Below are 23072 nucleotides of genomic sequence, written 5' to 3' on the forward strand. Positions count from 1 at the left end.
TTCGAGGGATGCCGACAAATACTCTCTTGATGCATTGCCATGCCCGTACGGCTATAGTCCGGATCATGGTCACCGATCGACTGCTCGACGGACGGGTCAAGATCCGTCACCTCGTCCTCGTCACCGCCATCGCCGACGAGGGCACCCTGGTGCGCGCCGCCGAATCGCTGCACATCACCCAGCCCGTCGTCACCCGCGGACTCCGCGAGGTCGAGGAGGTGCTGGGCGTGCCGCTGTTCGAACGGCTGCCGCGCGGAGTCAGGCCCACGCAGTACGGGCACTCCTTCATCGAGCGTGCGCGCTCCGTGCTCGCCGAGCTGCGCGCCGCGGGGGAGGAGGTGCGGCTGCTGCAGTCGGGGCAGCTGGGCACGGTCACGGTCGGCACGCACCTCGCGGGGTCGAACCTGCTGCTGCCGCGCGCCATCGCCGCGTTGAAGGCCGAGCACCCGCGGCTGACCGTCGTGGTGCGCGAGGGCACACCGGATACCCTGCAGCAGCTGCTGCTCGCGGGCGACCTCGACCTCACGGTCGGACGGCTCTCGCCCACGGTGCCGGTGCGGCTCGAGCAGGAGCGACTGCATCAGGAGCCGATCCGCCTGGTCGCCCGGGCCGGGCATCCGGTCCTCGGCGGCGTCAAGGCGAACTCCCTCGCGGAGCTGATCGCGTATCCGTGGATCTTCCCGGTCGCCCAGACGGCGCTGCGGGCCGAGCTCGAAGCCGTCTTCTTCCACGAGGGGCTCCCGTTGCCGCCCGACCGCGTCGAGTGCACGTCCATGCTGACCCTGCGCACCCTGCTGATCTCGACCGACGTGATCGCTGCGCTGCCGATGTTCATCGCCGTCGACGACCGCGAGCTGCGGATCCTGCCCACGCCGCTGAGCTCCATCCGCCGTTCGGTCGGCGTGACGGTGCCGAAGGACCGGGCCCCCTCGCCCGCGGCATCCGCCCTGCTGGCGCATCTGCGCGAAGAGGGCGCACGCCTGGCGGAGCTCGAGCGCGAGTACGCGCAGACGGAGCCGCGCTTCGCCGGCTGATATGCCCGAACGGTCATAGCTCTGACCCGTATGGATATTGGACAGCATCGCTCCCACAGGGTGAACCTGATGAGAACGACACCACGTCGTGACGATCTCACCCGATTCAGCCAATGGAGGCGACATGGCCGGCTCTCCCTACGTGCCCGATGCGAAGAAGTACCGTCCGGAGGATTTCCAGCGCGTCGAGGGTGAACCGGCCGATCCCGATCCCTCCAGCTGGGGCATGCAGCCCGACGGCACCTTCCTGCCGCCGGCGCACACGCCCTCCGTCCCGCGCGACGTCTTCATCGACTGGCCGGGGCAGCTCGACTACCGCGACCCCGAGACCTACGCGCTCAACGCGACCGCCGAGGCGTTCTATCCGATCGTGGTGAACACCAGCCACTCGTGGCAGTGCATCTACGACTGGGACGGCCGGCGCCTCATGCTGCACTACGGCGGCGGCAACCACTGGAAGCTCTACGACATCACCGACCCGCGCGACCTGACGATCGTCGACGAGGAGCAGTGGGGCTGGGACGACCCCCGCCCGCAGTTCGGCGCCACCACGGTGCAGTGGAATCAGAAGCTCGGAAAGCACATCGCGATCCAGGCGAGCGAGACCCCGCGGTACTTCCTCAAGGGGCGCGTCGCCAACAAGTGGATCGACGACACCGTCGAGGGCCAGCTGAAGGAGTGGGAGGGCCTGCGCGGCTTCCGCACCTGGGAGATGAACGGCCCGAGCCCGCGCGACTGGACCCTCCTCACCGAGGTCTCGACCGATCCGAACCACGGGCCGGACGAGATCCAGGAGGGCAACGGCGTGCTCGACCTGCCGGTCTACTACGGCGACAAGTACCTCTTCGTGGCGACCGCGCCCGACAACACCTTCACCAACCAGCCGTACAAGACCACGCTGTGGACGGCGGGGCACGCGGCCTACGACGTCTCCGACCCGGCGAAGCCCGAGCTGCTCTCGAACTGGTGGGTACCCGGTTCCCGTGCCGGCGAGGAGGCGGACTCCGAGTACCTCGCCGACAACGAGCGCTGGAACAACAAGACCTCGTGGTTCGGCTCGCGCATGGGCATCTTCCTGCCGCGCTCGGTCGAGTCGGGGTGGAAGTACGGCTACGCCGCCCAGGGCGGTCAGGGCTTCTTCGTGCTCGACGTGTCCGATCCCGCGAACATCCACCACGTCGGCTGGTGCCATCTTCCGGTCAGTGTCGCCGGCACCGAGGGTGACAACGTCGACACGACCCAGGTGGAGGAGACGGGCTACGTCTACGTCTCGGGCTACCCGATGAACACGGACTGCTACGAGCCGGCCAAGGAGATCTACCAGATCGACGTGAGCGACCCGGCGAACCCGCGGGTGGTGCGCACGCTCCCTCGTCCGACGCCGCCGGCCGAGGCCGCGTTCACCGACTGGGCGCAGCGCCGTGGATCGTTCGGTCCCAAGCGCTCGGGCTACTTCACGAACACGGGCACGCCGCACGGCGGAGTCATCCCCTACGCGTTCTACGCCGCGGGGCTGCAGATCTTCGACGTGCGCGACCCGGAGAACCCCAAGGTCGGTGCGTACTTCGTGCCGCCGATCGGCCTCAAGGACGACGACGACCTCGCCGCCCCCGTGCACGGCATCTTCGTCGAGTGGGATCGCAACCTGATCTGGCTCTTCGCCAACCACGGCATCTACGCGGTCTCGACCCCGCTGCTGGGTGAACCCGTCGTCGGCATCCCCGCCGCCGAGAGCTGACCGCTTCCCGGAAACTCCGGTGTCCGTCCTCCACATAAGGGGCTGAGCGGACGGACACCGGCTCCCGACCCCTGACGATCCCTCCCGAAAGCGATCCATGACTCAGACAGTTAGGCCCTGGCCGGCCCTGTGGGCGCTGTGCATCGGCTTCTTCATGATCCTCGTCGACACGACGATCGTGGCGATCGCCAACCCGGTCATCCTCGCGGCGTTCGACGCCGACCTGACCACGGTGATCTGGGTCACCAGCGCCTACCTGCTCGCCTACGCGGTCCCCCTGCTGGTGACCGGCAGGCTCGGCGACCGGTTCGGCCCCAAGCGGGTCTATCTCGTCGGGCTCGTGCTGTTCACCCTCGCCTCGCTCGCGTGCGGCCTGGCCGGCAGCATCGAGATGCTCATCACGGCCCGAGCCGTGCAGGGATTCGGCGCCGCCCTGATGACGCCGCAGACCATGGCGATCATCGCGCGGGTCTTCCCCCCGCGTGGTCGCGGTCAGGCCATGGGGGCGTGGGGCGCGGTCGGAGGACTGGCGACGCTCGTCGGGCCGATCCTCGGCGGCGTGCTCACCGACACGGTGGGCTGGGAGTGGATCTTCTTCGTGAACGTGCCCGTCGGGATCGTCGCCTTCGTCGTCGCCTGGCGTCTGGTGCCGGATCTCGAGGGGCATCCGCACCGCTTCGACTGGATCGGCGTCGCGCTGTCCGGACTCGGCCTGTTCCTGCTGGTGTTCGGCATCCAGGAGGGCGAGGTCTACGACTGGGGGGTGATGTTCGGTCCGGTCACGGTGTGGGGCGTCATCGTCACAGGCGCCGTGCTCCTGGTGCTCTTCGTCGTGTGGCAGCGCTTCAATCGCGCAGAGCCCCTGATGCCCCTGAGTCTCTTCCGCGACCGCAACTTCTCGGTCGCGAACGCCACGATCTTCCTCGTCGGTGTCGGCATCACGGCGATGCCGGTTCCGCTCGCCTTCTACTTCCAGGTCGCCCGCGGCCTCGACCCGACACTCGCGGCGCTGATGCTCGCGCCGATGGCGGTCGTCTCGGGTGTGCTCGGGCCGTTCGTCGGCAAGCTGAGCGACCGGATCGGTCCGCGCTGGGTGACCTTCGCGGCCTTCGTCGTCTCGGCTGCGGCCATGGCCTGGTATGCGGCGACGATGACGCTCGATGCTCCCTTCTGGCTCCTGCTGCTCCCCTCCGCTCTGCTCGGGGTCGGCGTGTCCGGCATGTTCGGCCCGCTCGCCTCCACGGCCACGCGCAACCTCCCGCACACGCAGGCGGGTGCGGGATCCGGCGTCTACTCCACGACCAGGCAGATGGGGTCCGTGATCGGCTCGGCGCTGCTGGCCGTGCTGATGAACGTGACGCTCGCCGCGCACATCACCGGTTTCGTGCCGGGGGCGATCCACCCCGGGAGCGCGCTGTCGGCGAAGGACGGCAGCGGACTGGCCACGGCCATGTCGCAGTCGCTCCTGCTCTCGGCCATCGCCTTCGCGGTGTGCGCGATCGTCGTGGTGTTCTTCGAGAAGCCGCGACCTTGGGGCGCACCCGCCACCCCGCAACCGGTGGGCTCTGTTGTGAGAGAGGGACGATGATGGCGGCGATCGCAGTGGATCCAACATCCAGAACGAAGAAGGACGAGAGGACTCCGATGAGGGCGAGCTCTGGAGGCGGACGACTCGTCGTCGACGCCCTGAAGAAGGACTATGAGCTCGACGGCGCGACGGTTCCTGTCGTCAAGGACGTCACGTTCACGATCGAGCCCGGGATGTTCTACTCGCTCCTGGGCCCGTCGGGCTGCGGCAAGACCACCACGCTGCGCTGCGTCGCCGGCCTCGAGCGGAGCAACGGCGGTGTGATCTCGCTCGACGGCGGCGTGCTGTCGACCGGTACCGAGCACGTGTCACCCGACAAGCGCGACATCGGCATGGTGTTCCAGAACTACGCGATCTGGCCGCACATGACCGTCTTCGCCAACGCGATCTTCCCGCTGCAGGTCGCAGGCTCCCGCCTTCCGAAGCAGGAGGCGCGCAAGCGGGCGATGGAGGCGCTGGAGCTGGTGCAGCTCGACCACCTCGCGCAGCGGCCGGCCACCGCGCTGTCGGGTGGTCAGCAGCAGCGCCTCGCCCTCGCCCGTGCACTCGCTCATCGCCCGAGGCTGCTGCTGCTCGACGAGCCGCTGTCGAACCTCGACGCCAAGCTGCGCGACACCATGCGTAACGAGCTGCGGAGCCTGCAGCGGACCCTCGGCATCAGTGCCCTGTACGTCACGCACGACCAGTCCGAGGCGCTGTCGATGTCGGACCGGGTGGCGGTCATGAACGGCGGACGCATCGTGCAGGAGGCGTCGCCCCGAGAGCTCTACGACCAGCCGGCCGACCGGTTCGTGGCCGACTTCGTGGGTCGCGCGAACATGATCCCCGCCGTGGTGATCGACCGCGACGGCGCGGGCGACGCGGTGGTCGAGGCGCTCGGCACGCGGTTGCACACGCCTGTACCCGACGACGTCTCGGCGGGCGACCAGGTCACGCTCACCTTCCGCCCGGAGACCGTGCGCTGGCATGAGACCGACGTCGAACGCCCGAACGTCATTCCCGTACGCATCGTGCGGGTGGAGTTCCTCGGCGAGATCGTCGAGTACGAGGCCGAGGTGCTCACCGACGGCGAGCCCGTCGCCACGATCGTCGGTCGGGGCGCACCGCTTCAGACACCCCCCGAGGGCGGCAGGGTCTTCCTCGAACTGGTCCCGCACGCCTGCCGCGTGCTGGGCGCCTGACGCAACCCGCACCACACCCGCTACCCGCACGACACCCGCAATCACACACCTGATGTCAGAGAGGACATTCAGATCATGAAGAGAACACTGGGAGCAGTCGCCGTCACGGCGGTCTTCGCGCTCGCCCTGACCGGATGCGGCACACAGAGCGAGGCCGCCGGAGGTGACAGCGCACTCGAGGGCGACGCCGCCTCGGCCGCCTGCGACGCGGTCGAGATCGGGGCGATCACCCGCTGCGAGAACTTCTACGACGACTACTGGCCCGAGATCGACAAGCAGCTCGACGCCCTCTACGAAGAGGCGAAGAAGGCCGACGGCGGCACCCTGGTCATCTGGGACTGGTACGAGCTGTCGCCCGACGTGATCGAGCAGTTCAACAAGCGCTTCCCCGACATCAAGGTCGAGACCAGGGGTCTGACCTACAACCTGTCGTCGGCGATCATCTCGGCCAAAGCCACGGGCTCGCGCAATACCGACGTGGTGTCCGGCTCGATCACCTCGATGGCGGCGATGTACGACGAGGGCTTCTGGGAGAAGGTCGACTGGGCGAGCTTCGGCGTGCCGGAGGAGTACCTCACCGTCGGCGCCCCCGAGCTCATGCCCGACAGCATCAACGGCACCCTGATCCAGTACAACACCGACAAGGTGACCACCGTCCCCGAGACTCTCGACGGGCTGCTCGCCCCCGAGTACAAGGACAAGGTGTCGGTCGCCGGCTACAACGCGGTGGTCTTCGCCGGGTACGGCATGGCCGAGGGCGAAGACAAGATGGTCTCGTTGATCGGTGACCTCATGTCGTCGGGCAACCTGAAGCTGCTGGAGGACCAGGGGGCTCCGCTGTCGAGTGGGGACGTGCCGATCGCGCTGAACCAGACGCTGTTCAACCCGAACCCCGCGCTGCAGGTCTCGCCGTTCGAGCACGCGGGGGTCTGGGCGCAGTTCTCCGGCGTCAACTCCGACGCGAAGAACAAGCCGGGTGCGGCGCTGTGGACCCTGTGGAACGCGTTCGACCCCGACTGGATCACGCTCCGTATGACGGACGAGCGCTTCGCCAGCACCCAGGTGCCGTTCGCCGGTCTCCCCGCCGCGACGTTCGCCGAGTCCACCGGGCTCATGAAGACGAACTCCGACGCACTGCTGCTCGGCCTCGAGAACGGCGCCGAGACCGAGACGCAGGCCACTCGTGACGACTGGCAGGCCATGATCAACGCCGCCGACAAGGCGCTGAACGGATAACGATGTTCAAGGCAGGACGGACCACGGGGCGAAAGCGCCCCACCACGATGACGATCGCGATGATCGTCTCGGGCGCGGTCATCTTCATCCTTCTCGCGGTACCGCTGATCGTTCAGGTGATCACCGCGTTCCGTGGTCCGTTCCTGCCCTTCGGCGTCTCGTCGGCGAAATGGGGTGTCGAGAACTTCGTCACCCTGTGGCAGTTGCGCGAGGACTTCTGGGGCGTGCTCGGCGCAACCGGTGCCTTCGTGGGCGGCTCCACGCTGCTCACGCTCCTGATGGCGTTCGGCCTCGCCTGGATCACGGTGCGCACGGATGCCCCGTGGCGTCGCCTCATCTCTGTGCTGGTGATCGTGCCCTACATCATCCCGCCGATCGTGAAGGCGCAGGCCTACCTGCTGATGCTGTCGCCCGAGTCGGGCGTGCTCAACCAGATGCTGCGACTGCTGCCCTTCGCGAGCGACGTGCCGATCGATCCCTACGCGTTCCCGACCATGATCTTCATCCAGGCGCTCACGAACGTCACGTTCCCGTACCTGATGATCGTTCCCATCCTGACGAACATGGACGGCTCGCTCGAGGAGTCGGCGCGGGTGTCCGGGGCCTCCTGGCCGCAGACCCTGCGTCGGGTGACGCTGCCGATGCTCTGGCCGGGCCTTCTCGGCGTCACCGTGCTCACCTTCATCCTGGGCCTCGGCAGCCTCGAGGTGCCATTGCTGTTCGGCCAGGAGTCGGGGCGCGACATCTTCGCCCTCAAACTCTGGACGCTCATCAGCTCCAACGCGGGCGAACTGCCCCAGTACGGTCTGGCCGCCGCGTGGGGACTGGTGTTCCTCGTGATCACGACCATCGCCTTCGCGATCTATCTGCGGGCCACGCGCAACGCCGAGCGAAGGGCGTCGGTGTCGGGCAAGGGCTTCCGGCCGTCGACCATGCGCATGGGGCCGTGGAAGATCCCGGTCATGCTGCTGGTCGCCGTGTTCGTGCTGCTCACCGGCATCCTCCCGCTGCTGGCCCTGCTGTGGGCGGCGATCACCCCGTACCCTGTGGCATTCTCGATCGATGCGATGCTGGGCAGCACCGACTTCGGCGCCTTCGGCATGGTGCTCGCCGACCCGGAGTTCTGGGTGTCGCTCGGACGCACGGTCATCATCGCGGGCGGCAGTGCCACGATCGCGGTGGTGTTCGCCACCGTGCTCGCCTATGGCATCGCCCGCAGCAAGAAGACCGGGTGGGTGAAGGCCATGGACCTGTTCGCCTCGTCGTCGGTCGCGATCCCCGCGACCATCGCCGGCTTCGCGATGTTCCTCACCTTCATGGTGATCAACCCCTACATCCCGATCGCGGGCACGCTGCTCGCTCTCGTGATCGCCTACTCCTACCGGGTGTCGATCGCGTACCGCTCGTCGTACAGTGCGACGCTGCAGATCCGGCCCGAGCTGGAAGAGGCCGCCCTCACCAGTGGAGCGAGCCGCTTCGAGGGGTTCCGCCGCATCATCGCGCCGCTGCTGATGCCCACCGTGATGGCCGTGTGGATCCAGATGTTCATCCTGGGCACCAACGAGTTCACCCTCCCGGCGTTCCTGGCGACCCCGTCGTCGCGGCCGCTGTCGATGTACATCTACGCCATGATCAACCCGCGCTCCGCGCAGCTCTATGCGCCGGATCAGGGAGCGGCGATGGCGCTGATCTTCACGCTGATGGTGTTCGCGATCGGCTACGGCCTGCAGTGGGCGCTCTCTCGCCGAGCGATCGGTCGGGCCCGCAAGCCCGTCGCCGCGGGGCTCCCTGACCTCGCCGCGCCTCCGGTCCCGGCAGGAGAATCGGCGACGGTGACCCTGGCGGTGCAGCGGCAGAAGCGCTGAGCGGCGTCGCGCCCTCGCGCCCCGTACCGGGCGCGAAGGCACGTCTCCGCGACGCTCTTGACTTTTGGATCCAGTATCCATTCAATAGGAACAGCAGAGGTGAGGAGGCCGACATGCACATCGGGTACGCCGCGATGCTCGAGCAGATCGAGCCGACCGCCGTGATCGAGAACTGCGTCCTCGCCGAGGCCCACGGGTTCCGCGGGATCATGGCCACCGACCACTTCCAGCCCTGGCTTCCCCGCCACCGCAACGCCGCGCACGTGTGGACCATGCTCGGCGCGATCGGCGCGCACACCACCGGCGACCTCGGCCCCGGAGTCACGACGCCGGGATTCCGCACGCATCCGGCCGTCGTCGCGCAGGCCGCGGCGACCCTGGCGACGCTCTACCCGGGGCGGGCCTGGCTCGGCGTCGGATCGGGAGAGGCACTGAACGAGCACATCGTCGGCGACTACTGGCCCGAACCCGCCGAGCGCATCGACCGCATGTTCGAAGCCGTCGACCTGATCCGCAAGCTCTTCACCGCCTCGCTCGCCGGTCGCGACACCCGGCACCGCGGCGAGCACTTCCGGATGGAGTCGACCCGGCTCTGGACGATGCCGCCCACCGCGCCGCCGGTCTACGTCGCCACCGCGGGCCCAGCCACCGCACGTCGCGCCGGCCGGAACGCCGACGGCCTGATCACGACGTCGGCCGAGGTGGAGCGCCTGGACCCGCTGCTCGCCCGGTTCGCCGAAGGAGCACGGGAGGCGGGCCATGACCCCGACGCTCTCCCGAAGGTGCTCCAGCTGCGCCTCTCCTGGGCGCCGACCGAGGAGCAGGCCCTCGCGAACGCGCTCACCGAATGGCCGATCGCCGGACTCCGGATGCGCCGCGGCGACGTGCGCTCGCCCTACGACTTCGAGCAGCTCGTGCGCGGAGTGACGGCCGACGACATGCGCGCGTCGATGCTCGTCTCCGCCGACCCCGACGTGCACCGCGCGCAGATCCAGCGCTACGCCGACCTCGGCTTCACCCGCATCTACCTGCACAACGTCGGGCCCGACCAGCGGGAGTTCGTCGAGGTCTTCGGCCGCGACGTGCTGCCGAAGGTGCACGCATGAGCGCCCCCGCGATCACCGTCTTCGCTCTCGCCGGCATGGGCGAGGTGCAGCCGGGCGACGACCTCGTGGCCCTGATCCTCGCGACCGGCGTCGAGCTCGCCCACGGCGACATCCTCGTCGTCACCTCGAAGATCGTCTCCAAGGCCGAGGGTCGCTACGTGCAGGCCACCGACCGCGAGGAGGCGATCACCGCCGAGACCGTGCGCCTCGTCGCCTCCCGCACGTTCGACGGGCACACCATGCGCATCGTCGAGAACCGCCTCGGCATGGTCGCCGCGGCTGCGGGCGTCGACGCCAGCAACACCCCCGACGGCTGGGTGCTGCTGCTGCCCGAAGACCCCGACGGTTCGGCCCGTGCGCTCGCCGCGGGGCTGCGCGCGGCGACGGGTGCCGAGGTGGGTGTGATCCTCAGCGACACCCTCGGCCGTCCCTGGCGCGAAGGACAGACCGATGTGGCGATCGGCGGTGGGGGAGTGCGCATGATCGCCGACCTCCGCGGCACCACCGACCAGGCGGGCAAGGTGCTCAGCGTCACGACCCCCTGCGTCGCCGACGAGCTCGCCGCCGCCGCAGACCTCGTCAAGGGCAAGGCCAGCGGCAATCCGGTCGCCGTGGTGCGCGGGCGCGCCGATCTCGTCGGACCCCTCACCCTCCCCGGTGCGTCGAGCATCGTGCGCGGCTCGGAGCGGGACCTCTTCTGGCTGGGCACCGCCGAAGCGCTCGATCAGGGATACCGCGACGGACACGCCGCAGCACTGGCGGACCTCCGCGCACACGAACAGCAGGAACCCGAACAGAAGGATGCGACATGACACTGACCCTCGGATACAAGGCCAGCGCGGAGCAGTTCGACCCGCGGGAGCTCGTCGAGATCTCGGTCGCGGCAGAGGCGCACGGCATGCAGTCCGTGTTCGCGAGCGACCACTTCCAGCCCTGGCGGCACACCGGCGGGCATGCGCCGTTCTCGCTCACCTGGATGGCGGCGGTCGGAGAGCGCACGTCGAGCATCCGCATCGGTACCTCGGTGCTCACCCCGACCTTCCGCTACAACCCGGCCGTTCTCGCGCAGGCGTTCGCGAGCCTGGGCTGCCTGTACCAGGACCGCATCATCCTCGGCGTCGGCTCGGGTGAGGCGCTGAACGAGATCGCCACCGGATTCCAGGGCGCGGGGGAGCAGGAATGGCCGGAGTTCAAGGAGCGCTATGCGCGGCTGCGCGAATCGGTGCGGCTGATGCGGGCGCTGTGGTCGGGCGACCGGGTGAACTTCGACGGCGAGTACTATTCGACGCACGACGCTTCGATCTACGACCGGCCCGAGGGCGGCATCCCCATCTACATCGCCGCGGGCGGACCGATGGTGGCGCGCTACGCCGGCCGTGCGGGCGACGGTTTCATCTGCACGTCGGGGAAGGGCCAGGAGCTCTACGTCGACCAGCTGCTGCCCGCGGTGAAGGAGGGGCTTGAGCAATCCGAGCGCTCGTTCGACACCTACGACCGGATGATCGAGATCAAGCTGTCGTACGAGGAGACCCGCGAGGCGGCGCTGGAGAACACCCGCTTCTGGTCTCCGCTGTCGCTGTCGAAGGAGCAGAAGCACGACATCACCGACCCGGTCGAGATGGAGAAGGCCGCCGACGCGCTGCCGCTGGAGACGATCGCGAAGCGCTGGATCGTCGGGAACGACCCGGATGCCGTGGCCGCCGAGATTCAGCAGTACATCGACTGGGGCTTCAACCACCTCGTCTTCCATGCGCCGGGCCACGACCAGCGCCGGTTCCTGCAGCTCTTCGAGCGCGACATCGCGCCGCGGCTGCGCGACACCGCCGCCGGGCTTCGCGGCTGACGAGGGTGACATGATCCGCGGTTCGGGAATCGGGGTGCCGCTACCGGGAGCGCCCGCGCGCGAGTGGGTCGTGGTGATCCCGGTCAAGCGCGCCGAGATCGGCAAGTCGCGGCTGCGGATCCCCGGCGTCGATCGCGAACCGCTCGCCCGGGCGATCGCGCTCGACACGGTCGAAGCCGCCGCGGCGTGCGAGCGCGTCGCCGAGGTCATCGTCGTCACGAGCGACGAGGTCACGGCTACCTCTCTGCGCCTCCTGCCGCGGGTGCGCCTGGTGCGCGACCGCGGCGAAGGGCTGACCGCGGCGATCGGGCTCGGCGTGAACGCGGCACCCGACATGCGCCCGCGTGCCGTGATGCTCGGCGACCTGCCGGCGCTGCGTCCGGACGAACTGGCCAGGGCGCTCGCATTCGCCTCGTCCCACTCTCGCGCGTTCGTCCCCGATGCCGAAGGAACCGGCACCGTGCTCGCCACGGCGCGGGCGGGCTTCGACCTCACTCCCTGCTTCGGTGCCGATTCGGCCTCCGCGCATCGTGCGGCCGGGTTCACCGAAGTCGGGTTCCCCGTGTTGAGCGGCCTCCGACGCGACCTCGATCACGCCGAGCATCTCCGAGCCGCCCGCCGTGCCGGCCTGGGCCCGCGCACGGCGGCGCTCGTGGACCGACCGCTGGTGCTCGCCTCATGACCGGCGTCTCCGCCGACACCGCCCGCGCCCCGCGCATCGTCGTGCTCGCCGGCGGCGTCGGCGGGTCGAAGTTCGTGGTCGGGGTGCGCGAGACCGCACGGCGACGGTGGGCCGACACGGCGGGAGGGACGTGCGCCGAGATCACCGTGATAGTCAACACCGGCGACGACCTGTGGCTCAGCGGCCTGCGGCTGCAACCCGACGTCGACTCGATGATCTACGCGCTCGCCGGCATCAACGACACCGAACGTGGCTGGGGCAGGGCGGGGGAGAGCGAACGCGTCGCCGTCGAGCTGCACGCGTGGGGCGCCGGCTGGCCGTGGTTCACGCTCGGCGACCTCGACCTCGGTGCGCACATCGCCCGCACGGGCTGGCTTCGCGATGGCGCCACGGTGACCGAGGTGGTCGACCGCCTCGCGTCCCGGTGGTCGCTCGGGGTGCGGCTGCTGCCCATGACGGATGCGGAGGTCGACACCCACGTCACCACCGACCAGGGGCGGATGCACTTCCAGGAGTGGTGGACCCGGCATCGGGCTGCCCTTCCCGCGCACGGGTTCGACTGGCCGGGCATCGCGCATGCCGAACCGGCACCCGGTGTGCGCGAGGCGCTGGCCGCGGCGGACGTCATCCTGTTCGCCCCCTCGAATCCGGTGGTCTCGCTCGGGCCGATCCTCGCCGTTCCCGGCATCGCCGATGCCGTCCGCACCGCTTCCGCCGCCGTGGTCGGGGTATCGCCGATCATCGCCGGTGCTCCGGTGCGCGGCATGGCCGATGCCTGCCTCGCGGCCGTCGGTCTTGCCGCGACCGCGGATGCGGTGGGACGCCACTACGGTGCGCGCGCGGGGGGCGGACTGCTCGACACCTGGCTCCTCGCCGAGGAGGACGCATCTCTCGCCGACGGTGTCGAGTCGACCGGGCTGCGTGCGCCGGTGCATCCCCTGTGGATGCGCGACCTCGACGGTGCCGTCGCTCTCGCCGCCGCAGCGTTCGACTCGGCAATGCTCGACTCGGCAACGCTCGACTCCGCAGCGTACGACTCGGCAGCGCTCGACTCGGCCACGACTGCCCCGTTCGCGGTCGATTCGGCCTCGAACGGCCTCGCTGTGCACGATCTGACCCAAAAGTCGTAGTCCGAGGCGCGAAAAGACTGGCCGAAAGTTCTCAGAGTTTCGGCGTAATGACTGGGCCCTCACCTTCGTCTCTTCACTGTGAGGGTTGTCCGGCCGAAAGGGGGCCGGGCTTTGCGAGGGGTGAGGGAATCGTGAGTGGTCGAAGTCGAGTGGATCGACTCTTCGAAGAGCTGGAGGTCGAGTGCGGCACGAGTGTGCAGTGCATCCTGGAACGAGCGTCCGCCCTGCTGAGGCTGGACATCGAGGTCGAGGTGCTGAACGAGGAGGAATGGCACGCGGTCCCGCGCTTCGTTCTCCTCGACGGTGACCGGGCGAGGATCCCGGTCCGCCGGGCCGATCCTCAGTGGTTCCGCCTGCACGTGGTGATCCACGAGCTCGCGCATCTGCTGTGCGGACATGCGCGTTGCGAGAGCCTGCCCATGACTTTCGACCAGCTTCGAAAGCCCGCGCAGGCCTGTGTTCTGGCGGGAGTGGGCGGGGGTGCCGGATCCGCCGCGTTCGCCGATTCTCCGCAGGAGGCGGATCAGCAGGCGGATCAGGAGGCCGAGGCGGAAGCACTCGCGCACCGACTGGGCTCATTCGTCGTGGTCCCGCAGTTCGCCTCCGCCGAGGCCGGCTGAGGCTGCGGCCATACGGTTCCGATCAGCGTGCGAGTGCGTGCTCCGCGTCGAACACGATCAGCGGGCGGTCGCTGCCAGGGCGTGACAGCACCTCGGCGTCGACGCGCCAGACGCGGGCGATGAGCTCGCGCGTCAGCACGCTCTGCGGGGAACCTGCGGCCTGCACGTGGCCGTCGGCGATCACCACGACCCGGTCGGCAAAGGCCGCGGCGTGGTTGAGGTCGTGGAGCGCGGCCAGCACCGTCATGCCGTCGCGCGCGAGGAGGTCGAGAAGCGCGAGGGCGTCCAGCTGCGCCCGGATGTCGAGGTGGTTCGTCGGTTCGTCGCACAGCAGCAAGGTCGGCCTCTGGGCCAGGGCCCGCGCGAGGTTCACCCTCTGGCGCTCACCGCCGGACAGGGTCGCCGCATCACGATCCGCGAACTCGAGTGCACCGGCGCGGAGCATCGCCGCCTCGGTGGCCGCGGCGTCCGCCTCCGCGCCGTCGAACGACAGCCACCCGCGGTGCGGGAGCAGGCCGAGCCCCACGATGTCGCGTCCGGTCATGCCCTCGGCGGCCGACCACTCCTGCTCCACGAGGGCCACGCGCTGAGCGCGCTCACGGCGACGCATCACCGTCAGGGAGTCGCCGTCGAGCGCGAGGGTCTCGACCTCGCCGCGCAGGGTGCCGGCGATCAGGCGGAGCATCGTGCTCTTGCCCGAGCCGTTGGGACCGAGCAGGGCTGTCACCGAACCGCCGGGAGCGGTGATGTGCATGTCGTCGAACAGGATCCGACCGCCATGTCCGAAACGGATGCGGCGGGCGTCGAGTCCGTCCTCGCGCACGGCGGTCATGGGCGGCTCTTCCGCATGCGCAGCATCAGCACGGCGAACACCGGCCCGCCGATCAGAGCGGTGACGATCCCGACCGGAAGCTCACGCGGCTCGAACACCGTGCGCGCGATGGTGTCGGCCCAGATGAGGAACACGGCACCGGCGAGGAGCGACACCGGCAGCAGCGCGCGATGCCGGGCCCCGACCGCCGCGTGCACGGCGTGGGGGAGGATCAGCCCGACGAAGCCGATCGACCCGCTCACCGCGACGAGCGCTCCGGTCAGCAGTGCGGTGCACACGAACAGCAGCACCCGCACCCGGGTGACGGGAACGCCCAGTGCCTCGGCCGCGGTGTCGCCGAGCACGAGACTGTCCAGGGGGCGCGCCGAAGCCAGCAGCGGGATGGCGCACACGGCCACGGCAACGCCGGCGAGAGCAGCTTCCGCCCAGCCCGCACCGCCGAGCGAGCCCAGCAGCCAGCTGAGGATCTCGCGGTAGCTGTCGTTCGTCGCGCTCCAGAAGATCACCAGGCTCGTCAGGGCGGCCAGCACGGCCGACACGGCGAGGCCCGCGAGCACCACCGCGGTCGAGCCCGCGGAGCCGGCGGCGCGGGCGAGACCGAGCGTCAACGCGAGGGCCAGCAGCGCACCGGCGAAGGCCGCGAACGGCAACGCCACCGCGGCCCCCAGCACGATGACGATCACGGCGCCCGTCGACGCACCCGACGACAGGCCGAGCAGGTAGGGGTCGGCGAGAGGGTTGCGGGTGAGAGCCTGCATCACGGCGCCGCACAGGGCCAGGCCGCCTCCGACGGCGGCAGCCGTGAGCACGCGGGGCACCCGTCCCTCCCAGATGATCGCGTCGCGGATGGGGGTGAGCCCGCTGGCGGACCCGGTCAGGTGCGACCACACGCTCGCCACGAGCTCGGTCGGGGTGATGTCGGCCGGCCCGATCGCGACCGCCGCGACCACGCTGCCGACCAGGGCGAACAGCAGCACCGCGATCGCGGAGACCGTGCGGCGGCGCGGGCGAGGGGCGGATGCCGGGGTGGCCGGGATCGCCGTGCGCAGCGAAACCGCGACGCTCACTGCTCTCCGAGCTGCGCCACGATCGCCCGCACGGCGTCGACGTTGCGGATGCCGGCCTCGGTCGCGGGGAAGTCGACGATCACGAACCGCTCGCTGCGCACCGCGTCGAGCTGCGCGGTCACGGGGTTCGAGGTGAGCAGCGCGATCTTGGAGGCGGCGGTGTTCCATGCGGCGTCCACCAGGACGATCACGTCGGGGTCAGCCTCGGCGATCAGCTCCCAGGAGCTCGATGTCCAGGTGTCGTGCACGTCGGCGAACACGTTCTCGAGCCCGGCCGCAGACATGATCATCTCGGGCGCACCGATGCCTGCGCCCACGAAGGGCTGGTCGGTGCCGGACGAGTACCACAACGCCGTGAGGCCGCGGTCGTCGGGAGTGATCGCGGCGAGCTCCGTGCGCTGCTGCGCGATCAGGGAGGCCGCCGCCTCTTCCTCGCCGAGCAGCTCGCCCGCTTCTGCGAAGCCATCGAAGACGGTGTCGAACGTGAGCGGGTCCGGCATGTATCCGGCGGCTTTGCAGGCGGCGGGGGCGACGTAGGTGGTGATGCCGAGCTTGTGCAGGTCGGCGCGCTCGCCGGCGCCGTCGACCGAGAAGTTCGACTCCCACCCGGCGAACACCAGATCGGGTTCGAGCTCGAGCACGGCCTCTTTCGACGGCACCTTGTCGGAGACGACGGGGATGTCTTCGGCGCTCGCTGCGAGGTCGTCCGGCACGGGGCCGTCGGAGAAGGCGGAGCCGATGATCCGATCTCCCGCCCCGAGGGCCAGCGCGAGCTCGAGGGTCGATGACTTGACGGTGAGGATTCGTTGCGGCGTGGAATCGAGCGAGACCTCGGTCCCGCAGTTGTCGACCACGACGGGTTTCGGATCGCCGGCAGCGGCGGGAGCTGCCGGCGCACCGGCGCATCCGCTCAATCCGGCGGCGAGGAGGAGCGCGAGGACGGGGGCGGCGCCGAGGGCGCGGGCGGTGGCAGGCATGGTTCTCCCGGAAGACGAGGAAGGGGAAGGGCGCAAGAGAGAGCGCGTTCGCAGTCCAGGTCGGGACCACCGGCGTCGGCCAATCGGGCCGACGTGATGCGGTCATGGTATCGCGGATACTGGATCCAAATCAATACTGGATTCTGGATCCAAAATGGGTGAAGATGGGGAAAGCCCCACCGCAGCGGCGCACATCGCCGATCGCGACGCCGCGTTCAGCCGAGAGGAACCCATGCAGACCACACCCGTCTCGTACTTCAGCGAGGGTCAGCGCATCTCCGCCGTGTGGCGCACCCCCGATCACGAGGGTCCGTACCGCGCGATCGTGCAGGGTCCCGGTTGGCTCGGGCTCAAGGACGCCAAGCTCTACGTCCGCTATCACGAAGCCCTCGTCGAGGCCGGATTCGCCGTGCTCGTGATCGACTACCGCGGCTTCGGCGACTCGGAGGGTGACCGCGGCTACCTGTCGCCGGCCTGGCAGCTGCAGGATCTGGTGAACGCCGTGACCTACCTCACCACGCGTGACGACGTGATCGCCGACGCGATCGGGGTCTTCGGCACCGGCGGCACCGGAGGCGGGAACGCAGTGCTCCTCGCCGACGCCGATCCGCGCATCAAGGCCGCCGTCAGCCAGGTGCCCGTCGCCGACGGCGAGGACTGGTTGCACCGCATGCGCAGCGAGTACGAGTGGCTCGACTTCCAGAAGTCGCTCGAGGAGGATCGCCGCCAGCGCGTCGCCACGGGGGAGGGGCGCATCGTTCATCCGCGCGAGGAGATCATGATCCCCACCGCCGAGCGTCGAGCGACGACCATCAAGGCCGACGTCGATGACCGCATCCCCACCGCTGTCCCGCTCGCCTGCGCCGAGGGCATCATCGCTTACCGGCCCATCGAGGCGGCGGCTCGTCTGACAACGCCGCTGCTCGTGATCGGCGTCGAGGGCGATGCGACCACGCCCACCGATCACGCCGAGGCGCTGTACGAGGCCGCGCGAGGTCCGAAGCAGCTGATCATGCAGCGGCACACCACCCACTACGCCGCCTACGACGCGTACTGGGAGCAGACCACCCCGGTGATCGTGGGCTGGTTCGACCGGTACGTGCGCCCCGCGCATCTCGTCCACCGTTCGTCGCCGTCGCCCGCGATCGGCGAGTCCCTCACCACCGAATCCGTTCAGAAGCAGGAGGTCGCGCGATGAGCGTGGAACTGAAGATCACCGGCGGCACCGTCGTCACCCCCGCAGGTCCGGTCGTCGCCGACCTGCTCGTCGCCGACGGCAAGGTCGCCGGTATCGTGGCCGCGGGCACCGAGATCACCGCCGCGCGCACGATCGACGCCGCGGGCAAGCTCGTGCTCCCCGGCATGGTCGACGTGCACGTGCACACCCGCGAACCGGGCTACGAGCACAAGGACGACATCTACACGACGAGCGTGCAGGCCGCGGCCGGCGGCGTCACCACGATGTTCGGGATGCCGAACCTCAAGCCGCCGACCACCGACGTCGCGACCCTGACCGACGTGTTCCAGCGGTACGAGGAATCGTCGATCGTCGACTGGAACCACAACCCGGCGCCGACGAAGTTCGACCAGATCGCCGGCATGAGCGAGATGGGCATCCGGGCGTACAAGATCTACATGGTCGTCGACACGGGCCGTGACTACCCGCACCCCTCCGGCACGGGCATCCACAACCACGGGCACCTGCTCGAGATCATGGATCACATCGCCCAGACCGGCAAGCGCTTCATCGTGCACCCGCACGACCAGGCGCTCATGGACTACATCGAGGGTGCCTACCTCGCCCGGGGCGAGAACACCCCCGAGGGCTACGCCTCCGCCTACGCCGCCCGAGAGGGAGTGATCTGGGACACGGCGATCGATGTCGTGCTGCGCCTCGCCGAGGCCTCCGGATGCCCGGTGCACATCGCGCACATCCAGACCCGGCGCTCGATCGAAGCCGTGCGTCGCGCGAAGCAGAACGGCATCGACGTGACCTGCGAGGTCAACCACTGGGCGCCGTTCCTGTCGACCTGGCACGACGTCGAGACGCTGGGCCCGTACGCGCTCAGCTACTGGGTGCCCGACGACAACCGCGCCGCCGTCTGGGAGGGCATGCGCGACGGCACGATCGACATCGCCGCCAGCGACCACGCCCCGCACACGCGCGAGGAGAAGGAGGTCGGGTGGACGCAGATGTGGAGCTCACACACCGGCACCCCCGGCATCCAGTACTACTACGAGCTCATGCTCGACGCCGTGAACAAGGGCGAGCTCGACCTGCAGCGCGCGATCGACATGGTCGCTCACATCCCCGCCGCCAAGTTCGGCCTGGAGGGGGTCAAGGGCTCCCTCACGGTCGGGGCGGATGCCGACATCGTCATCGCAGACCTCGCCGACGAGTGGACCATCACGAACGACGGCGTGCTGTCGAAGATCGGCTGGACCCCGTACGACGGGCGCACGATCAGCGCCCGCATCCAGCGCACCCTCGTGCGCGGCGTCGACGTCTACGTCGGCGACGAGGTCGTCGGTGACCGCACATTCGGAAAGCTCGCCGCATCGGCGGAAGACAGGGCGGCATTCGCCGCAGAGAGGAACTGACATGAAATTCGGACTGCTGCTGCCGCACTTCGGCGAGGAGGCGAGCAAGGAGAAGCTCCTGGAGGGGTCGAAGCTCGCAGAGAGCTTCGGATTCGACTCCGTCTGGGTGCGCGATCACCTGGTGTTCGAACCGCACGGCGAGATGGAGAAGCCGAACCGCACGTTCTACGACGCGCTGACGACCCTCACCGCCATCGGTGCCGTCACCGACAAGATCGAACTCGGCACCGGATCGCTCATCCCGTTCCGCCACCCGCTCGTCACCGCCCTCATGGCCGGCACGATGACCCAGCTGCTCGGCCCGCGCCTGATCCTCGGCTTCGGTGCCGGCACCTTCGACCACGAGTTCGACGCGATCGGCTGGGGCGACCTCGATCGGGTGGAGATGGTCCGCTCGAACGCCGAGATCCTGCGTCGGGTGTTCACCGAGAACGACGTCACCTACGACGACGGCATCTTCAAATTCGACAACGTCACGATCGAGCCGAAGCCCGTGGGTGGACGCATCCCGTTCTGGTACTGCGGCGCGACCCCGCGCTCGGCCCGTCTCGCGGCGGAGTTCGCCGACGGATGGATGCCCGGACGCACGGGCCTGCTCACCATGGAGAAGCGCATCAAGACCATGCGTGAGATGACGGATGAGAACGGCCGCCCGATGCCGACCATCGCCGTGATCCCGCCCACGTCGATCGAGGACACCCGCGAAGAGGCGCTCAAGCACGTGAACATCCCGGGCCTTCTCGCCTGGGCGAACAAGGCCAAGTTCGCGGTGAAGCCGCCGTCCGGCAGCTTCGAGACCGTCGAAGACCTCGAGGGCCAGCTCATCGTGGGCAGCCCCGACGAGGCGGTCGAGCAGATCAAGCGGTTCGAGGAGGTCGGCACCGAGCACCTGGTGTTCGACTTCCGGTTCAAGTTCGATCGGTTCTTCGAGCAGATCGAACTCCTCGGTACCGAGGTGCTTCCGAAGCTGCGATAAGCCGCGCACCGACGCGCGGCGATGAGACGAGAGGTCGACGATGACTGACGTGAACGACACCGCACGGGACTCGGCGGATCCGCTGATCTCGGTCACCGGACTCTCGGTGAGCTACGACGTCGCGCGGACGGGAAAGAAGCTGATAGCCGTCGAGAACGTCGACCTCGACGTGTTCGAAGGCGAGTTCATTACGGTGCTCGGCCCGTCGGGGTGCGGAAAGACGACGTTCATGAACGTCATCGCCGGCCTCGTCGCGCCGAGCACCGGGGCGGTCCTCGTCGATGGGAAGCAGGTCCACGGCCCTGGGCCCGACCGGGCCGTGGTCTTCCAGGATTACGCCCTGCTGCCGTGGCGGACCGTGTTCGACAACGTGAAGTTCGGGCTGGAGATGCAGAAGGGCCTGCGCACCGCCGACTGGCGCGCGAAGGTGCAGGAAGCCATCGAGATGGTGGGGCTCAAGGGCTTCGAGTCGTCGTACCCCCGAGAGCTCTCCGGCGGCATGCAGCAGCGCGTCGGACTCGCCCGTGCGTTCGTGGCGGAGCCGCGCATCCTGCTGATGGACGAGCCACTCGGCGCCGTCGACGCCCTCACCCGCGAGGTGATGCGCGACGAGATCGAGAAGCTCATCGAGGCGACGGGCAAGACCGTCCTCTTCATCACGCACTCGATCGAGGAGGCCATCCTCCTGGGCGACCGCATCGTCGTCTTCAAGAGTCACCCCGGCGCGATCAAGGAGATCATCACCACCGGCATCCCGCGTCCGCGCTCGGAGCGCGCGGTGCAGCACGACCCGCGCTTCCTCGAACTCCGCGACCACCTCTGGGAGGCGCTGGAAGGTGAGGCCACGGCGGCAGCGGTGTCGAAATGACCGCGCTCCTCGCCACCGGGCCTAACCTCGGCAGGGGTGGTGCCGCCGCCTGGCTCGCGGGCCTGAGTCCTCGGGGCAAGGCGGCCGTCATCGCGGTCGAAGTCGTCATCCTCCTCGTGCTCTGGCAGGTGGTGGTGGGCGTTCTCGGATGGATCAGTCCGGTCTTCCTCCCTCCGCCACTCGCCATCGCGCAGGGCTTCGGCGAGATCGTGTCGAACGGATCCCTCGCCGCCAACGCCGGTGTCTCGGTGCAGGCGTGGCTGACCGGCTTCGCGCTCGCCGTGGTCGTCGGCATCCCGGTCGGGCTGCTGATGGGGTCCTCGCTTCCGGTCGACCGCGTCATCGGACCGATCGCCTGGACGATCTACGCGACGCCGTCGATCGCCTATCAGCCGCTCGCGAAGGCGTGGTTCGGCTTCGGGATCGGCCCGGTGATCTTCCTCGTGACGATCAGCGCCATCTTCCCGATCCTGCTCAACGTCGCCGCCGGCATGCGCACCACGAACCCCTCGATCATCCGCGCCGCCCGCGTCTACGGCGCCGGACGGATGCGGCTGTACCGCTCGGTGTACCTGCCGTCGACGATCCCGTTCCTGTTCGCGGGCCTGCGGCAGGCGGTCGTGCTCGCCACGATCGGCATGGTCGTGGCCGAGCTCGCCGGCTCATCCAGCGGCATGGGAGCGCTCATCATCCGTGCATCGAACACCTATCAGACCGACCAGGCGTTCGCCGCGATCGCGGTGGTCGTGCTGTGGAGCGTCGGCATGACCCAGGTGGTCACGGCCATCGAACGCGGGGTCGCGCCGTGGACGAGGAAGGGCAAGCGATGAGCGTCGTCTCGGCAACCGGAACCGTGCGCATCGTGCGGCCGCGGCGCGTGGTGCGCTCGGGTGAGGGCAAGTGGACCCTGCTCCTGATCGGTGTGGTCGCCGCCGTGCTGCTGCTGTGGGAGGCGGTGGTCAGCTGGTTCGGTTGGGTGCCCGCCGTGTTCCTGCCGCCTCCCAGCGCGGTGGCGGTGGCGTTCGGGCAGCTCATGGTCGATCCCGAGTTCTGGAGCGCCTTCGCGTTCAGCGTCACCAACCTGCTGATCGGTCTCGCGATCGCGATCGTCGTCGGCGTCGTGGTCGGTCTCGCCGTCGGCTGGTCGCCGGTGCTGCGCTTCATGGTCGCGCCGTTCCTGTGGGTGCTGTACTCGACGCCCAAGGTCGCGCTCGCGCCGCTGTTCATCCTCGGGCTCGGACTCGGCAGCGAGTCGAAGATCGCACTCGTGATCCTGCTGGCCGTCTTCCCGATCCTGCTCAACACGATGGAGGGCGCGGTCACCGTCAACCCCTCGCTCGTCAACGCCGCCAGGGTCTACGGCGCGAAGGGGATCGGCCTCGGATGGAAGGTGATCTTCCCCGCCACGCTGCCCTACAGCCTCTCCGGCATCCAACGAGGTGCGGCCCTCGGCTTCACGGGCGAGGTGCTCGGCGAGTTCCTCGGCGGCACCGGCGGCCTCGGCCACCTGCTCGAGTTCGCCGCGTACCAGTTCCGCATGGACGAGGCCATCGCGATGGTCGTGGTGATGGTGATCATCGCCAACCTCACGCTGCTGCTCATCTCGATCCTCCGGCGACGGCTCGCGCCCTGGTACGACGAGCGCAAGATCGTCGGCTGATCCGCCCCACGACTCCCGACCCCCGTCTCATGCGCGACGGGGGTCGGGTCCGGTCTACGGGCAGGGAT

21 protein-coding genes are annotated in these 23072 nt (G+C 69.1%); 18 read left to right on the plus strand and 3 right to left on the minus strand.

Features of this window, described 5'->3' with window-relative positions:
• Nucleotides 1-65: 65 nt before the first annotated feature.
• The 12 genes from F6W70_RS17270 to F6W70_RS17325 all read left to right on the plus strand — a co-directional run bounded on the left by F6W70_RS17270 (nt 66) and on the right by F6W70_RS17325 (nt 14023).
• Nucleotides 66-1034, plus strand: a complete 969-nt coding sequence (locus F6W70_RS17270) for a LysR substrate-binding domain-containing protein (RefSeq protein ID WP_055875290.1) — start codon at nt 66-68, stop codon at nt 1032-1034.
• 124 nt (nt 1035-1158) lie between these two features.
• Nucleotides 1159-2772, plus strand: coding sequence for an LVIVD repeat-containing protein (locus tag F6W70_RS17275; RefSeq protein WP_151487440.1), 1614 nt, complete (start codon nt 1159-1161; stop codon nt 2770-2772).
• Between the two features lie 97 nt (nt 2773-2869).
• The gene (locus F6W70_RS17280; protein WP_055875284.1) at nt 2870-4360 is read left to right on the plus strand and encodes a DHA2 family efflux MFS transporter permease subunit; all 1491 of its coding nucleotides are present in this window, start codon (nt 2870-2872) and stop codon (nt 4358-4360) included.
• 56 nt (nt 4361-4416) lie between these two features.
• A complete protein-coding gene (locus F6W70_RS17285) occupies nt 4417-5541 on the plus strand; it encodes an ABC transporter ATP-binding protein (RefSeq protein ID WP_055875280.1) in 1125 nt (374 codons plus the stop codon).
• Nucleotides 5542-5616: 75 nt separating this feature from the next.
• A complete protein-coding gene (locus F6W70_RS17290) occupies nt 5617-6777 on the plus strand; it encodes an ABC transporter substrate-binding protein (RefSeq protein WP_151487442.1) in 1161 nt (386 codons plus the stop codon).
• Nucleotides 6778-6779: 2 nt separating this feature from the next.
• Entirely contained in the window at nt 6780-8642 is a 1863-nt protein-coding gene (locus F6W70_RS17295; RefSeq protein WP_151487443.1) for an ABC transporter permease, read from the plus strand.
• Between the two features lie 113 nt (nt 8643-8755).
• The gene (locus F6W70_RS17300; protein WP_151487444.1) at nt 8756-9748 is read left to right on the plus strand and encodes a TIGR03557 family F420-dependent LLM class oxidoreductase; all 993 of its coding nucleotides are present in this window, start codon (nt 8756-8758) and stop codon (nt 9746-9748) included.
• Nucleotides 9745-10560 (plus strand): coenzyme F420-0:L-glutamate ligase, encoded by an 816-nt coding sequence (gene cofE / locus F6W70_RS17305; protein WP_151487445.1) that lies wholly within the window; start codon nt 9745-9747, stop codon nt 10558-10560. Before F6W70_RS17300 ends, cofE begins: the two co-directional genes overlap by 4 nt.
• Nucleotides 10557-11591: a glucose-6-phosphate dehydrogenase (coenzyme-F420) gene (gene fgd, locus F6W70_RS17310; RefSeq protein ID WP_151487446.1), complete on the plus strand. Its 1035-nt coding sequence runs from the start codon at nt 10557-10559 to the stop codon at nt 11589-11591. Before cofE ends, fgd begins: the two co-directional genes overlap by 4 nt.
• Before the next feature lie 10 nt (nt 11592-11601).
• Entirely contained in the window at nt 11602-12273 is a 672-nt protein-coding gene (gene cofC, locus F6W70_RS17315; RefSeq protein WP_151487447.1) for a 2-phospho-L-lactate guanylyltransferase, read from the plus strand.
• Nucleotides 12270-13403, plus strand: a complete 1134-nt coding sequence (gene cofD, locus F6W70_RS17320; RefSeq protein ID WP_151487448.1) for a 2-phospho-L-lactate transferase — start codon at nt 12270-12272, stop codon at nt 13401-13403. The genes cofC and cofD overlap by 4 nt, the downstream gene beginning before the upstream one ends.
• 149 nt (nt 13404-13552) lie before the next feature.
• Nucleotides 13553-14023: a hypothetical protein gene (locus tag F6W70_RS17325; RefSeq protein ID WP_055875251.1), complete on the plus strand. Its 471-nt coding sequence runs from the start codon at nt 13553-13555 to the stop codon at nt 14021-14023.
• A 22-nt stretch (nt 14024-14045) separates the two neighbouring features.
• Here the strand turns inward: F6W70_RS17325 and F6W70_RS17330 are convergent, their stop codons facing one another.
• Genes F6W70_RS17330 through F6W70_RS18025 form a run of 3 tightly spaced genes read right to left on the minus strand, consistent with a single transcriptional unit; the run spans nt 14046 to nt 16899 of the window.
• Complete coding sequence (locus F6W70_RS17330; protein ID WP_151487449.1) at nt 14046-14855, minus strand: ABC transporter ATP-binding protein; 810 nt, start codon at nt 14853-14855, stop codon at nt 14046-14048.
• Nucleotides 14852-15922 carry a putative F420-0 ABC transporter permease subunit gene (locus F6W70_RS17335; protein WP_373695320.1) on the minus strand — a complete coding sequence of 357 codons (1071 nt, stop codon included), beginning with the start codon at nt 15920-15922 and terminating at the stop codon, nt 14852-14854. Before F6W70_RS17335 ends, F6W70_RS17330 begins: the two co-directional genes overlap by 4 nt.
• On the minus strand, nt 15919-16899 hold the full coding sequence (locus F6W70_RS18025; RefSeq protein ID WP_151487451.1) for a putative F420-0 ABC transporter substrate-binding protein: 981 nt from the start codon (nt 16897-16899) through the stop codon (nt 15919-15921). Before F6W70_RS18025 ends, F6W70_RS17335 begins: the two co-directional genes overlap by 4 nt.
• 232 nt (nt 16900-17131) lie before the next feature.
• Here F6W70_RS18025 and F6W70_RS17345 point away from each other — a divergent pair, with 232 nt between their 5' ends.
• The 6 genes from F6W70_RS17345 to F6W70_RS17370 are packed head-to-tail and all read left to right on the plus strand — an operon-like array spanning nt 17132 to nt 23004.
• Nucleotides 17132-18097 carry an alpha/beta hydrolase gene (locus F6W70_RS17345; RefSeq protein ID WP_151487452.1) on the plus strand — a complete coding sequence of 322 codons (966 nt, stop codon included), beginning with the start codon at nt 17132-17134 and terminating at the stop codon, nt 18095-18097.
• Nucleotides 18094-19500, plus strand: a complete 1407-nt coding sequence (locus F6W70_RS17350) for a dihydroorotase (RefSeq protein WP_151487453.1) — start codon at nt 18094-18096, stop codon at nt 19498-19500. The genes F6W70_RS17345 and F6W70_RS17350 overlap by 4 nt, the downstream gene beginning before the upstream one ends.
• Nucleotide 19501: 1 nt before the next feature.
• Nucleotides 19502-20476: an LLM class flavin-dependent oxidoreductase gene (locus F6W70_RS17355; protein WP_055875239.1), complete on the plus strand. Its 975-nt coding sequence runs from the start codon at nt 19502-19504 to the stop codon at nt 20474-20476.
• Nucleotides 20477-20516: 40 nt separating this feature from the next.
• The gene (locus tag F6W70_RS17360; RefSeq protein WP_151487454.1) at nt 20517-21344 is read left to right on the plus strand and encodes an ABC transporter ATP-binding protein; all 828 of its coding nucleotides are present in this window, start codon (nt 20517-20519) and stop codon (nt 21342-21344) included.
• Entirely contained in the window at nt 21341-22174 is an 834-nt protein-coding gene (locus tag F6W70_RS17365) for an ABC transporter permease (RefSeq protein WP_055875232.1), read from the plus strand. Before F6W70_RS17360 ends, F6W70_RS17365 begins: the two co-directional genes overlap by 4 nt.
• A complete protein-coding gene (locus F6W70_RS17370; RefSeq protein WP_151487455.1) occupies nt 22171-23004 on the plus strand; it encodes an ABC transporter permease in 834 nt (277 codons plus the stop codon). The genes F6W70_RS17365 and F6W70_RS17370 overlap by 4 nt, the downstream gene beginning before the upstream one ends.
• Nucleotides 23005-23072 lie beyond the last annotated feature (68 nt).

Origin of the sequence: Microbacterium maritypicum, assembly GCF_008868125.1 — a bacterium.
Taxonomy (GTDB): domain Bacteria; phylum Actinomycetota; class Actinomycetes; order Actinomycetales; family Microbacteriaceae; genus Microbacterium; species Microbacterium maritypicum.

Bases quoted from the DNA above. Each gene is read 5' to 3' on its own strand.
- F6W70_RS17345 (WP_151487452.1), top strand. From the start codon at position 17,132: ATGCAGACCACACCCGTCTCGTACTTCAGCGAGGGTCAGCGCATCTCC.
- F6W70_RS17285 (WP_055875280.1), top strand. From the start codon at position 4,417: ATGAGGGCGAGCTCTGGAGGCGGACGACTCGTCGTCGACGCCCTGAAG.
- cofC (WP_151487447.1), top strand. From the start codon at position 11,602: ATGATCCGCGGTTCGGGAATCGGGGTGCCGCTACCGGGAGCGCCCGCG.
- fgd (WP_151487446.1), top strand. From the start codon at position 10,557: ATGACACTGACCCTCGGATACAAGGCCAGCGCGGAGCAGTTCGACCCG.
- cofE (WP_151487445.1), top strand. From the start codon at position 9,745: ATGAGCGCCCCCGCGATCACCGTCTTCGCTCTCGCCGGCATGGGCGAG.
- F6W70_RS17290 (WP_151487442.1), top strand. From the start codon at position 5,617: ATGAAGAGAACACTGGGAGCAGTCGCCGTCACGGCGGTCTTCGCGCTC.
- F6W70_RS18025 (WP_151487451.1), bottom strand. From the start codon at position 16,899: ATGCCTGCCACCGCCCGCGCCCTCGGCGCCGCCCCCGTCCTCGCGCTC.
- F6W70_RS17365 (WP_055875232.1), top strand. From the start codon at position 21,341: ATGACCGCGCTCCTCGCCACCGGGCCTAACCTCGGCAGGGGTGGTGCC.
- F6W70_RS17270 (WP_055875290.1), top strand. From the start codon at position 66: ATGGTCACCGATCGACTGCTCGACGGACGGGTCAAGATCCGTCACCTC.
- F6W70_RS17295 (WP_151487443.1), top strand. From the start codon at position 6,780: ATGTTCAAGGCAGGACGGACCACGGGGCGAAAGCGCCCCACCACGATG.
- cofD (WP_151487448.1), top strand. From the start codon at position 12,270: ATGACCGGCGTCTCCGCCGACACCGCCCGCGCCCCGCGCATCGTCGTG.
- F6W70_RS17275 (WP_151487440.1), top strand. From the start codon at position 1,159: ATGGCCGGCTCTCCCTACGTGCCCGATGCGAAGAAGTACCGTCCGGAG.
- F6W70_RS17280 (WP_055875284.1), top strand. From the start codon at position 2,870: ATGACTCAGACAGTTAGGCCCTGGCCGGCCCTGTGGGCGCTGTGCATC.
- F6W70_RS17370 (WP_151487455.1), top strand. From the start codon at position 22,171: ATGAGCGTCGTCTCGGCAACCGGAACCGTGCGCATCGTGCGGCCGCGG.
- F6W70_RS17360 (WP_151487454.1), top strand. From the start codon at position 20,517: ATGACTGACGTGAACGACACCGCACGGGACTCGGCGGATCCGCTGATC.
- F6W70_RS17355 (WP_055875239.1), top strand. From the start codon at position 19,502: ATGAAATTCGGACTGCTGCTGCCGCACTTCGGCGAGGAGGCGAGCAAG.
- F6W70_RS17330 (WP_151487449.1), bottom strand. From the start codon at position 14,855: ATGACCGCCGTGCGCGAGGACGGACTCGACGCCCGCCGCATCCGTTTC.
- F6W70_RS17350 (WP_151487453.1), top strand. From the start codon at position 18,094: ATGAGCGTGGAACTGAAGATCACCGGCGGCACCGTCGTCACCCCCGCA.
- F6W70_RS17300 (WP_151487444.1), top strand. From the start codon at position 8,756: ATGCACATCGGGTACGCCGCGATGCTCGAGCAGATCGAGCCGACCGCC.